We start from the raw sequence: 12,728 nt of genomic DNA on the forward strand, positions 1-12,728 counted from the left end.
CACTTGCTGAGGGGCTATAAATATGAGTAAACCAACACGTAATTCGGTAAATAAACGAAGAATGGTGCTGTTTAGCATATTGCTGGCAGCAGTCATATTGCTGATTGTAGGATGCAGTAATCAAGGTAATGATTCGAAGTCGAACACGGCATCGGGCGGAGATAAAGCAGCTGCATCAGGTGCACCGGTTAAAGTGAATATCGCCATTAACGGCAAGATAAGCCCGCTGAGTATCGCTAAGGAGAAAGGCTGGTTTGAGGAAGAATTCAAGAAGCAGAATGCAGAAGTGAAGTGGAGCGAATTTCCAAGTGGCCCGCCGCTACTCGAAGCGTTATCCGCGGGAAGAGTGGATTTATCATTCCTTGGGGATGGGGCTGTCATTTCGGGTATAGCTAACCATTTACCTTTTGAGGTTATTTCGTTGATCTCAGAAGGCAAGGGTTCCGTCTCCATACTGGTTCCTCCGAATAGTCCAATTCAAAAGATAGAGGATCTCAAAGGAAAAACAGTGGGTGCAACGAAGGGAACCGTCGGCCACGTGTACTTAATTAAAGTACTTAAAAGTAGGGGGCTGACTCTTGCTGATGTGAATGTAATCAACTTACAACCCGATGATGGGCAGGCTGCTTTTGACAGTGGGAAGCTCGACGCATGGGTGGTATGGGATCCCTACGCCACGATAAATGTAGCAGCAAAGAAGGCAAGGGTGTTACCAATTGATCATCCCATTCTTGCACCAAATTCAATGATTGCTCATACGGAGTTTGCCAAAGAGCATCCCGAACTTGTCATTACATATCTGCGAGTGTTCAAAAAGGCAACAGACTGGGAAACTGCCCATTTGGATGAGTCAGCTCAAATTTTTAGCGAAAAGACCAAGGTACCTGTGGATACGATTAAGACGATTGTCGGGAAGAATAAGCCTATATTATCTCCTTATACACAAGATGCGCTAGATGAACAGCAGTTAACAAGTGAAGTTCTGTTAGAGAATGGATTTATAAAGAATAAGATTACATTTAAGGATGCAGTCAACGACACGTTTATCAAAGAGGCGCTGAAATAAGAAACACTAATGAATTAAAATTCAAGGGAGGAATAGAAAATGAGTAAAGCACTTAAAATTGCACCTGTGGCTGGACGCATTGGGGCCGTCATTAAGGATATTCATTTATCGGGAGACCTTGACTTGGGTACGATCCAAGCGATTGAAGAGGCGCTGCTGAAATATAAAGTATTATTCTTCAGAGGACAGCAGCATCTTGACGATGCTTCTCAGGAAGCGTTCGCTAAACGTCTTGGGCAATTGTATTCACATCCAACGGTACCCGTGAAGAGCGGAACCAGTGCTGTATTGGAGCTAGATTCCGAGCATGGCGGACGTGCTAACTCGTGGCATACGGATATCTCATTCGTTGCGGCCTATCCGAAGGCTTCTGTGTTACGTTCAGTGGTCATTCCAGCGGCTGGAGGAGACACCGTATGGGCAAATACGGCATCGGCTTATCTTGATTTACCCGAGGAGCTGCGAGAATTAGTAGATAAGCTACGTGCTGAACATACGAATGCTTTTGATTATGCGAGTTTTGCTTATAATCAGAAGCTTAGAAATGACCCAGCGTTTCTGAAATACCGGAAGCAGTTTGAATCTACGGTCTATGAGACGGAGCATCCGCTGGTTCGAGTCCACCCAGAGACAGGAGAGAAGAATCTACTGCTTGGAAGCTTTGTAAAGCGTATTGTCGGGTTCAAACCGGATGATTCAGCACGATTGTTATCCATTTTGCAGGATCATGTGACTCGTCTTGAGAATACAGTTCGCTGGAGCTGGAAGGTAGGCGATGTCGTTATTTGGGATAACCGTGCAACACAGCATTATGCGATTAACGACTACGGAAGTGAGCATCGTGTTGTGCGCCGGGTTACGATTGCTGGTGATATTCCATTCGGCGTTGATGGACGTCAAAGTGTGACGATTAAGCCTGAGCCCGCGCAAGCGGAGGATACACCAGAGGCTATATAAAAGTTGTTCTTTTCAAAATTTCAAAATGAAGAAAGAAAAAGGACTGATGGCTAAACCGCCGTCAGTCCTTTTCTTATGAAATATGTAGCTAAACTGCGGCAACGACGACGAGTACCCAACCAACTAAGAACATAACGCCTCCAAGAGGGGTTATGGCACCCAGTTTGCGAATACCTGTGAGACTTAAAGCGTATAAACTACCTGAGAACAGAATAATGCCAGCAAACAGAAACCACCCAGCAAGAATGACAAGCGAGCTGTTGTCTAGCTGTTTGGAAATCAAACCTAGAATTAGCAATCCTAGCCCGTGCGCCATATGATACTGGATGCCCGTCTGATATACCTTTAATTGATCCTCTGATAGTTTATTCTTAAGTGCGTGAGCCCCGAAGGCCCCCAATGCGACCGCAAGGAACATCATAATTCCCCCGAGCAGTAGTAACGTATTCATGTTTATCGCCTCCACAGCAATACTACCGATTGCAGGTAGTAACGTCAATTGATGGGTATATTTTTTGAAAAAAATGGTATAAGTTTGCTAGAATAGAAGCATTCATTGCAAGCGCTTCAATTAATATATTACTAAAATGCTGCGGCAGAAGAGGTAGGGGAACCCATATGCAAAGCGTTCGAGCGTTAACGTTGAAACTGAAAGAAAATATCGGCAAGGTTATCGTAGGCAAGGATGATGAAGTAGAACTGCTGCTAACAGCGCTACTTGCTTCGGGACATGTACTGCTTGAAGATGTGCCAGGTACAGGCAAGACCATGCTTGCAAAAAGTTTGGCTGCATCCCTAAGCCTGAGTTTCCAGCGGATACAATTTACCCCGGATTTGCTACCTTCAGATCTGACGGGTATCCATTTTTATAATCAAAAGGATGGCGAATTTCACTTTCGTCCAGGCCCCCTATTCTCACGTTTGATTCTGGCCGATGAGATTAACCGTGCAACTCCGCGTACCCAATCGAGTTTGCTTGAATGTATGGAAGAACGGCAGATTAGTATAGATGGAGAAACGATGGCATTGGAAAAACATTTCATGGTCATGGCGACGCAGAATCCAGTTGATCATCAGGGCACATTTCCGCTACCAGAAGCCCAGATGGATCGGTTCATGATCCGTATGAAACTTGGTTATCCATCCGCTATAGAGGGCAAGGAGATACTTATGCGGACAGCGGGAGCGGGTGGCTTACATTCAGGGCGGGCTGAATCTGTGGCAACGCCGGAGGAAGTGCTTGAAGCGCAGCATTTGTGCTCGCAGGTGCAAATTAGCGAGGATCTTCTTGTGTATATCGTTGCTCTAGCTGAAGCTACACGGAAGCATTCAGATATCACACTGGGCATTAGTCCAAGGGGAACGCAGGCATTGCTTCGAGCTGCCCAGTCCTATGCTGCGATACAGGGCAGGGAATACGTATTACCTGATGATATTAAGCATTTATTTATCCCTGTATGCGCTCACCGACTCGTTTTGAAGAAGCGTTATGAAACGTTAGGTAGTCCCGCTGAACGTATGTTGCATGAGGTGCTGGAACAAATTCCTGTTCCAAGTGAAGAGGGACTGGAAAGTAGCGTGAAATAATGGCTATCCTGTGGCTGCTTCTTGCCTGCGGAGCTGTTATAACATTGCAGGGATATGTGCTGGGTAAAGGATCTCTTAAGAAAATAACATATGAGCGTCATTTTAATAGCGAATCCTGCTATGTGGGGGACCGAATTGAGATGGTCGAGGTCATTGAGAACGCTAAGCCGATACCCGTACCATGGCTGCGTTTGGAGGCGATGATGCCCTCATCCCTATCTTTTAAGCGAAGTAAAGAGACCTGGATTAGCAAAGGCGATATCTATCAGAATCATACGAGTTTGTTCACACTCCCTCCCCGGAGCCGGATCACTCGTACGCATCAGATTCAGTGCAGAGGACGTGGAATCTACCAAATGGATTCCGCCACAATGACTAGTGGCGATCTGTTTGCATTATATTTTCAGACTCGACAAATAAAGCTTAGCAAAAGACTTGTCGTATATCCGGCGCTGCTAGGAGAAGATGAACTTCCTGCGTCTTGGAGGACTTGGCAAGGTGAACTTGCGGTGCGGCGTTGGATTGTAGAAGATCCTTTTCTCATTACAGGTATAAGAAATTATGCTCCAGGTGATTCGATGAACCGCATTCATTGGAATGCGAGTGCAAGAGCTGGGGAGCTTCAGGTGCACCAGAATGGATATTCGGCTGACCCACGTGCGATGATCTGTCTGAATATTGAAGTATCTGAGCAGATGTGGAACGTTGTGACAAGACCGGAGATCGTTGAATCGGCATTATCCTACGCAGCTACTTGTGCTGCATCGCTGATCCATCAGGGCATGGCTATAGGCTTTGGTCATAATGCTCATTCCTTGTTAGATCAGGAGCAGTTGGCAAGAGTTGAACCAGACTATGGTACTCCTCATTTGGAGGCAGTACTAGAAGCAATGTCTGCTCTAGAGATGAAATCAAGATTATCATTCCATGAATTTTTACGTATTGAAGCGGAGCGTGAACATGCTCAGAAGATGGACTACTTGCTTGTTACCGCCCATGTATCTGATCTGATGAAACAGTCCATTGTGCAGTTGGAAATGCAAGGACATCGTGTCATGATTGCCGATATGGCTGCTTGGAAGGAGGAGAAATATGCGCAACAAGGATGAATTACATGATATTAGCCGGACATGGCCAACCGTGATCGGATTCTCTCTACTTGAAGTCGCTGCCGTCTATCCTTTTGTACTTTTACTCTCCCTCTATGTGCTACATACTCAGCCGTTGATACTGTTAGTATTGCTGTGGATATATCATATCTGTGGGACGCTGATTGGTATAAGACAAGTGCGTGGGGACAGAACAAGAATTGCAGCTGTGTCGCTGATTATCTTGGCAATCATTCTCCCAGCCGTCTTATTTGGATTTCAGATCCTGTCTATATTTTTCGTAGTCTTGTTACTTGCTGTAGCTGCCAGAGGGCTTCTCGCTGGGCGCAAGCAATTATGGCAGTTGATTTCATGGCCATTACCTATGATTAGTATGGGGGCGGCACTTGTACTATATATCGCTGCTTCTAAGGTAGGAGCCCTTCATCCCTATCGGTTCACGCTATACGGATTTTCTATGATTACCTTATTTACCTTTCTACTTCGTCTGAACAGCGGACATGTACGAAATGCTTCATATCAGGAACAGACCGACCGCATGCTCTTAGGTCGCATTCTATTTGCAAATCGCTGGATGACATGGCTTGTTATTCTTGTGATTGCGCTACTTAGCACTTGGAGCAAGCTTGGAGTGGTGCTTGTTGCCCTTAGGGGGCTTATACTCCGCATACTTCAATATATGGGTGGCCAATTTGACGCAGTCCCCAAAGCTGCTCCAGAGCAATCAGACATGCTGGATTGGGGCGATATGGGACAAGATGCAGGGCAGCCGCTTTGGCTGCGCATCATCACCGATGCTCTTGCAGGCATAGTGATTTTGGCAGTGGCAGTCATTATTGTTATACTTTTGTACAAACTCATTAGACGGTGGCTTCCAAGTCGTCTTCAACAATGGATTCAGCGAATATCACAACGAATTGGACTGCTTCGCTCTATAAGGCAAAACAGCGACAATATGGAGTCGGATCTATTTGTAGATGAAATAGAGCGGATTTCTCCGAAGCCTAGGAAATCAAGGATAAAGCGGAGGGAACCTGAGTATAACGGAAACGATCCGCGCCGCGCCTATGAGTCCATGATCCGCCGCGCTATACAGCGGGGGTATGCATACCGAGCGAGTAGGACTCCGGCGGAGAATGGGGCCAGACTCGTTACGGGTGAGAGCTATACAGAGCTGTCTCCTGAAAAGGTAGAGAGGCTAATTAAAAACTACAATGATGCCCGTTATGGCAGGTAGAAGGGTTAACATGGGAGGTAACATGTAGTGAAGATTGACAGGATACTGGCTATGACGGTGCTACTGCTAAACCGGGGACGGGTTAGTGCACGGGAGCTTGCAGAGCGATTCGAGGTATCGACCAAAACGGTTTATCGGGATATTGAGACCCTATGCCAAGCGGGAATTCCGATTGCAGCATATCAGGGAACCGCAGGCGGGTTTGAGATTATGGATCATTACACGATGAACCGTCAACTTTTGACGCTAGGTGAGATCTCTACTATTTTTGCGGCAGTGAAGGGTATCAGTACAGCTCTGGACGATCAGACATTTGCCAGTTTATTAGAGAAGGTCCAAGCTCTATTAAGTAAATCCGATCGTACCCACTGGGAAGAACAAGGGGAAGGGATGATGTTCGACTTCAATCCCTGGGGACTTAGTCCGTCAGCGAAGGGCAAAGTAAGCTTACTAAAGAATGCGATCGAGCAGAGGCAGAAAGTGAGTATCTCTTATACAAATATGAACGGAACGGAAAGTGAACGCACGGTTGAACCCGCCGTTTTAATTTTGAAGGGGAATCAGTGGTATTTGCAGGCTTTTTGCACGCTGAGGGAGGATTTTCGCGTCTTCCGTTTGTCACGAATTCAAGTTATTAAGATCACGCCTCAATCATTCGAGAGGCGAAATACACCCACACTGAATGGATATGCTTGGGAATCCGTGTGGTCTAAGCAGAGTTTAACGATGATGACGCTTCGATTCTCGCAAGAGGTGCGCCACCGAGTTCGCGATTCTTTTCACCCCGATCAAATAACCTCGCTAGAGGATGGTTGTCTTCGAGTTCAGGGTCAATTTACAAAGGATGAGTGGTTCTTTGGCATGATTATGAGCTACGGTGAACATGTGAAGATTGAGGAGCCAAATTGGGCAGCAGAAGAAGTGGTCAAGCGCGCAAAACAAATTATTTATCTCTATAACAACTAGACAGACAGATGTCCATGTTACCCCTTTATACTAAGGTTACATATTAAGGAAATGGGGAGTTAACGATGAATAATACCTTTGTTAAGCGATCAGGACTAGAGCTTGTAGGTCTCGGAGCAAGAACGACAAACGCAGAGGAAGCTGGTCCAAACGGAAAAATGGGGTCTCTATGGGAGGCATATTTTCAGCGTAATCTCTCTTCTGAAATGGAGTTTCATAATCCTCATTTAATCTATTGTCTGTATACAGATTACGAGAGTGATGCATCTGGGGCGTATACCGTTCTTATTGGACATGAAAGACCAAGTAACTCGAGTGTATTGCCGGAGGAACTGATTCAAGCTGTTGTACCGGATGCGAAGTATATGATGTTTAAGACAAAAAGAGGACCCGTGTTTGAGGTTGTTGTGGAAGCGTGGCAGGAGATATGGGCGTTTTTCGAAACCTCAGATGTGGAGCGTGCATATACGGGTGATTTTGAATTATATGATGCTCGTTATTTTGATCCACAGGATGCAGAGGTTCAGATTTATATAGCTGTAAAAGAATAAATACTAGCGAATATACGAGATGTCTGCCGAAAATCCTGCCGAAATTCTCCGAAGTATGTTATGGTCATTTTATGATCCTATTACGAGTGGGAAGTTAGGTGAAATGATGAATTATGAGGTATTGTACGAAGGCGCTTTTGCCATGCTAAAGGTTCAATTGAACCGCGGAGAAATGGTCAAAGCAGAGATGGGTGCTATGGTTTCGATGTCTCCGACCATCGATTTAAAAGGAACCATTGATGGCGGAGTTATGCGTGGACTCGGACGGATGCTGAGCGGCGAAAAGTTCTTTTTCCAAGAATTAAATGCGGTCCGAGGGCCTGCTGAGGTGTTGCTTGCTCCGGCTAGCATCGGCGATGTACAAGCTGTTGAATTGGACGGTTCGTACCGATTATTTGTGCAAAAAGATGGTTTCCTAGCAGCTACGGATGGCATTGAGGTCAACACCAAGATGCAGAATCTGATGAAGGGTTTATTCTCGGGCGAAGGTTTCTTTATTATTGAAATTAGTGGTAAAGGGACTGTATTTCTTTCCTCCTATGGATCGATCCATGCTATTAACTTGGCGGCTGGAGAAGAAAGAATTATTGATAATGCTCACTTGGTGGCGTGGCCTGATTATGTTGATTACTCCATCGAGAAAGCCTCCAAGGGATGGTTGTCCAGTGTCACGAGTGGAGAAGGTCTGGTATGCAGGTTCCGAGGCGAAGGCGTCGTGCTTATACAGAGCCGTAATCCAGGCAGCTTTGCAAATTGGATTAAACAATTTATACCTGCAGGTCGTTAACATAGAGTAAAGGCTTTTCTCATGGGTATGAGAAGAGCCTTTTTTAATAGAGAATTATAGGAAATGAGCTTCTGTGCAACGATAATAGGAGGATAAGCTTATTCTCCTCTATTTCACCTTTATGTTCACTTTATGTTTAATCGGCTCAGAAGCAGGAGTAGAACCTGGGCCTAACTGCGCTGCGGCCTGTTTGACGGTGTTGGCAACGGAATGGAGTGCTTCGCTACATCATGTGCGGATTCAATAATGGGATTAACTGCTTTCATTTTGCCTTTGACATCGGCCGTAATTTGCGTAGCACTATGAACAAGTCCAGTCGCTTCATACGATAAATTATGTACGGCAGACCGAACTTCAGCTAGTGTCTTATTGGTCTCGTCCAACGAGCCCATTGTTTTACGTAAGGCCATAATTCCGTAGAAGGCAAGACAAGCAAAAGCTATCGCTATTAATGTAACACTTAGTTGAATGGACATGGGATACCCCTCCTTTTGTAACCATCATATGTACAAGTTATCTGAATATGCCTTGGAGGTAAGAAAATCGATGCTGATCAGCAACAACCTCTTCAGTAAATACGCACCAGCAATGAAATCATTGCCATCTAATCGGGAATTAATGAAGACAGACCTGCTTGTAGACTCATTTGTGGTGGAACGTAATGAACAACTAACTATGTATTACGCGCCCCATAATGAATATATCAATCCGTCGGCAGAGGTCGTAATCATCGGGATAACGCCGGGGTGGACACAAATGCGGATTGCTATGGAGGAGGCAATAGAGGGGCTGTCACAGGGACGATCTGTGGAGGAAATTTGCAGACGGACTAAGGAAAAGGCGCGATTCGCTGGTTCCATGCAGTCCAATTTAATTCAGATGTTAGATGAACTGGGACTTCCCCAATATCTTCAAATCCGTAACAGTAAAGAGCTGTTCAATGAAGGTCAGCAATTGCTGCACACCACCTCGCTATTGAAATATCCCGTCTTCTTAGGAAGTCAGAATTATTCTGGTGCCCATCCCTCGCTAATGAATAATTCCTTCCTTCGTAGCACTGCCCTCACTTCTATAGAGGAAGAGCTACAATATTTCCACAATCCACTCATTGTTCCACTTGGCAAAACCGTGGAGGCACTGCTGAGAAGTATACCTATGAATGAGCATGGGCAGCTTACATCAGCTACATGTCTATGGGGATTTCCACATCCATCGGGTGCGAATGGACATCGACATAAGCAGTTTGCAGATCACAAGACCGATATGCAGCAAATCCTCAAACAGAAATATAGAAAACATTGAATTTTATAAGGAAAACGTTCCCATCTATCATCACAAATCGCCTATAATAAGGGCAGTGAAAATTTGCTATTCGTTCACTACACGTGGCCTTAAGTTGAAACTGTCCGCTTTCGATGTTCGTAGGTGGCCTTTCGTCATAACCAATCAAAAATAGGTGGGGGAATATGAGAATGAAGGTGCAATTCGAAGGAGATCTGACATCTGTACGAGCAGGTATTTTAGAACTTATGAACGACCTTAGAATCACTGAAGCAACAGAAGAAAAGGATCTAATTATTCATGTAGAGCAACATGCGAATCAAGGTGAGACGGATCTAGTAGTAACATTAGAAGCAGGTCAACAAGGAGAGCGTAATGCTTACATACGTTATACTCAAAAGCATCAGTTTTTTCGTGGAATAGGGCTACTTGTACAACATGTGCAGAGTGCTCGCGGCACGCAAGCGTTTGAAATTAGAGAAAAACAACAGTTTGATACGATTGGACCGATGTTTGATTTATCACGTAATGCTGTTCTAACTGTAAGTAGCTTCCAAGAAATGCTTCGTAAGATGGCCCTTATGGGTCTGAATACGGTAATGCTGTATTTAGAAGAAACCTATGAAATCAGTGGAGAGCCGTACTTTGGATACATGCGAGGTCGTTATACACAGGCGGAATTGAAATCCATTGATGATTATGCAGATCAATTCGGAATTGAAGCTTTTCCAAGTATTCAGACGCTTGCACATCTGGAGGAATTCCTGAAATGGGAACCGGTGAAACATTATAAGGATACGAAGGGTGCTCTGCTTGTTGGAGATGAACGGACAGATCGACTTGTGGAGCAAATGATTCAGTCCATAAGTGCGCCGTTTCGCAGTCGCAAGATTCATATCGGTATGGATGAGGCTGAAGAGCTGGGTCGCGGTAAGTATCTAGATCAGAACGGGTACGTAAGTCGGTTTGATATTATGACTGCGCATCTGGATAAAGTGCTCGCGATTACGCGCCGCATGGGGCTGAAGGCCATGATGTGGAGCGATATGTTTTTGAAGCTTGCTTCTGAAAGTGGCAGCGAGCATTATGATGCAGATACGGAAATTCCAGAGGATATGGCTGCCCGTATCCCAAAAGATGTGGATATGGTGTATTGGGATTATGTCCATATGGAGGAACGAGAATATGAGAGTCTGATTCAGAAGCATAGGCCGCTCGGCTGTAATCTGGTGTTCGCTGGCGCTGTTTGGGTGTTCAACACGTTTGGTGTGAACTATGGATTGTCGCTTCATGCAACGGATGCAGCACTAAAAGTATGCAAAAGGGAAGGTATCCGCGAGGTATACGCGACCATGTGGGGCGACGATGGTATGGAGAGTAATCCATATATTGCGTTGCTTGGGCTGCAGTTCTATGCAGAGCATGCTTACGCAGTGGATACGCCAAGTCAGGAATGGCTGGCTGAGCGGGTTAAGTTCTGCACAGGCATTGAGGCAGAGGCCTTCCTTCAGCTTAAATATTTAGATGAAACACCGGGAAGCGAACTAAATAATCAGAAGCAAAGTAATCCTTCTAAATTTCTTTTGTATCAGGATGTATTGTTAGGACTCTTCGACAAACAGACGGAAGAACTCGGCATGAATGCGCATTATGCCAAATTAGAAGAGCAGATTCGCAGTAGACGTGATCACGAAGCTGAACTGGATTATGTCTTTGAAGTTCCTGAGAAACTATGTGCCGTACTTAAATCCAAGAGTGAACTAGGTATCCAGCTTAAACAGGCGTATGATGCTAACGACATAACCACCTTAAAACGCATCGCTATAGAAGAACTACCCATAATATCAGGGTCAGTGAAGGAGCTTAGAGCAGCTCACCGCAGACAGTGGTTACGGATGTTTAAGCCATTTGGCTGGGAGGTCATTGATATCCGTTATGGCGGTGTCGTGAGTCGTTTAGACACAGCATCCGAACGCATACTCGATTTTGTTGAGGGACGCATCGGACATATTGAAGAGTTGGAACAAGAGCGTCTTCTATATAGTACGAGCAACCGATTCGCGAATAAGGGTGCAGGCTGGTGCAGTTATTATTACCGAATGGCATCACCTAACGTATTTTTCCACGTAATCAACCCGTTCTGATAACAAACAAAGGGAAGAATCGTTCATGCGACTCTTCCCTTTTTGTGTACATTCGTTATATCTATATGATATAGATGGAATTCGTTTATCTTTATAATTCTTAAGAATTAATCCACTTCTTTTTAAACAATGTCGTTTATCCTTATGCTACGAGGTGTTGAGGAGGATATGGGACATGAAGAAGTGGTTTTTTTTGTTTATCATCCTATTGTTATTAGGATTAAAGGTATTCCACAATCAGGATGGAGATTCAAACTCAAAAGATGAAAGAATAAAGAAAGAGACTTCGAATGTAGAAGATATAGATAGCTCTAAAGGCATAATTAAATGGTCAAAGAATCAGGTGCATCAAGGAAATCTGCTTCTGATCAGCCCGGACTATCCCGTCCAAGATGAAGCTATTCAATCTGACATTGTGAAATTATTTAATCATAAAGAGCTGGTACAGGGCTATGGACTACTCGATGCAAGTATTCAGTTATCGGAGGATATTGCACGTAAATGGTTACAGGTCGTGGATGCCGCGAAGCAGGATGGAGTAGACCATTTTCTAATTAGTAGTGGATACCGTGATCATGATAAGCAGAATGAACTTTTTCTTGAAAAGGGTAAGGATATTGCTATGCCCGCTGGGGCTAGTGAACATAATTTAGGGTTATCCATGGATATCGGTTCCAGTCTAATGAAGATGAGCAAAGCGCCAGAAGGCGAGTGGCTCAAAGAACATGCATGGGAGTATGGTTTTGTCGTGCGATATCCAGAGGATAAGGTACAGATAACAGGCATTAAGTATGAGCTTGGCATCTCAGATATGTTGGCTTACCGCATAGTGTAATGATGCATGAACGTAATTTATCGCTGGAGGAGTACTTGGAAGATGTGAAGCAGCAAAGCCATCAAACCATGGAGTGGAATGGTACAGCATATGAAATTACGTATTATCCGAATAAAGGAAGCCATTCGGTTAAGGTGCCGAAGAATAAACATTATACGATTTCAGGAGATAACATGGACGGCATCATTCTAACCGTATCGGATTAAAG

General features: G+C 44.7%; 12 protein-coding genes and 1 pseudogene. 11 read left to right on the plus strand and 2 right to left on the minus strand.

The window, feature by feature from the left end; genetic code table 11:
* Positions 1-22 precede the first annotated feature (22 nt).
* A complete protein-coding gene (locus JCM16418_RS11290; RefSeq protein ID WP_052020212.1) occupies positions 23-1,066 on the plus strand; it encodes an aliphatic sulfonate ABC transporter substrate-binding protein in 1,044 nt (347 codons plus the stop codon).
* Positions 1,067-1,105: 39 nt separating this feature from the next.
* Positions 1,106-2,023, plus strand: coding sequence for a TauD/TfdA dioxygenase family protein (locus JCM16418_RS11295; protein ID WP_036648799.1), 918 nt, complete (start codon positions 1,106-1,108; stop codon positions 2,021-2,023).
* 88 nt (positions 2,024-2,111) lie between these two features.
* On the opposite strand, the gene JCM16418_RS11300 is transcribed toward JCM16418_RS11295, so the two are convergent.
* Positions 2,112-2,474, minus strand: a complete 363-nt coding sequence (locus JCM16418_RS11300; RefSeq protein WP_036648801.1) for a DUF423 domain-containing protein — start codon at positions 2,472-2,474, stop codon at positions 2,112-2,114.
* Between the two features lie 167 nt (positions 2,475-2,641).
* On the opposite strand from JCM16418_RS11300, the gene JCM16418_RS11305 reads away from it, so the two are divergent.
* The 6 genes from JCM16418_RS11305 to JCM16418_RS11330 all read left to right on the plus strand — a co-directional run bounded on the left by JCM16418_RS11305 (position 2,642) and on the right by JCM16418_RS11330 (position 8,260).
* Positions 2,642-3,610 carry an AAA family ATPase gene (locus tag JCM16418_RS11305; RefSeq protein WP_036648803.1) on the plus strand — a complete coding sequence of 323 codons (969 nt, stop codon included), beginning with the start codon at positions 2,642-2,644 and terminating at the stop codon, positions 3,608-3,610.
* The gene (locus JCM16418_RS11310) at positions 3,610-4,719 is read left to right on the plus strand and encodes a DUF58 domain-containing protein (protein WP_036648805.1); all 1,110 of its coding nucleotides are present in this window, start codon (positions 3,610-3,612) and stop codon (positions 4,717-4,719) included. Before JCM16418_RS11305 ends, JCM16418_RS11310 begins: the two co-directional genes overlap by 1 nt.
* Positions 4,703-5,956: a hypothetical protein gene (locus JCM16418_RS11315; RefSeq protein ID WP_036648807.1), complete on the plus strand. Its 1,254-nt coding sequence runs from the start codon at positions 4,703-4,705 to the stop codon at positions 5,954-5,956. The genes JCM16418_RS11310 and JCM16418_RS11315 overlap by 17 nt, the downstream gene beginning before the upstream one ends.
* A 27-nt stretch (positions 5,957-5,983) precedes the next feature.
* On the plus strand, positions 5,984-6,922 hold the full coding sequence (locus JCM16418_RS11320; protein WP_036648809.1) for a helix-turn-helix transcriptional regulator: 939 nt from the start codon (positions 5,984-5,986) through the stop codon (positions 6,920-6,922).
* Positions 6,923-6,987: 65 nt separating this feature from the next.
* The gene (locus JCM16418_RS11325) at positions 6,988-7,473 is read left to right on the plus strand and encodes a GyrI-like domain-containing protein (RefSeq protein ID WP_036648811.1); all 486 of its coding nucleotides are present in this window, start codon (positions 6,988-6,990) and stop codon (positions 7,471-7,473) included.
* 106 nt (positions 7,474-7,579) lie between these two features.
* Positions 7,580-8,260: a TIGR00266 family protein gene (locus JCM16418_RS11330; RefSeq protein ID WP_036648925.1), complete on the plus strand. Its 681-nt coding sequence runs from the start codon at positions 7,580-7,582 to the stop codon at positions 8,258-8,260.
* Between the two features lie 170 nt (positions 8,261-8,430).
* Here JCM16418_RS11330 and JCM16418_RS11335 read toward each other — a convergent pair whose 3' ends face one another.
* A complete protein-coding gene (locus JCM16418_RS11335) occupies positions 8,431-8,736 on the minus strand; it encodes a DUF948 domain-containing protein (RefSeq protein ID WP_036648813.1) in 306 nt (101 codons plus the stop codon).
* A 70-nt stretch (positions 8,737-8,806) separates the two neighbouring features.
* Between JCM16418_RS11335 and JCM16418_RS11340 the strand changes: the two genes are divergently transcribed.
* The 3 genes and pseudogenes from JCM16418_RS11340 (at position 8,807) to JCM16418_RS11350 (ending at position 12,726) form a co-directional block, all read left to right on the plus strand.
* The gene (locus JCM16418_RS11340; protein WP_036648815.1) at positions 8,807-9,562 is read left to right on the plus strand and encodes a uracil-DNA glycosylase family protein; all 756 of its coding nucleotides are present in this window, start codon (positions 8,807-8,809) and stop codon (positions 9,560-9,562) included.
* A 170-nt stretch (positions 9,563-9,732) separates the two neighbouring features.
* On the plus strand, positions 9,733-11,685 hold the full coding sequence (locus JCM16418_RS11345; RefSeq protein ID WP_036648928.1) for a beta-N-acetylhexosaminidase: 1,953 nt from the start codon (positions 9,733-9,735) through the stop codon (positions 11,683-11,685).
* 175 nt (positions 11,686-11,860) lie between these two features.
* Positions 11,861-12,726: pseudogene (locus JCM16418_RS11350) on the plus strand (M15 family metallopeptidase).
* Positions 12,727-12,728: the final 2 nt, after the last annotated feature.

Origin of the sequence: Paenibacillus pini JCM 16418 (genome assembly GCF_000576305.1) — a bacterium.
In the GTDB taxonomy this organism is placed as follows: Bacteria; Bacillota; Bacilli; order Paenibacillales; family Paenibacillaceae; genus Paenibacillus_AQ; species Paenibacillus_AQ pini.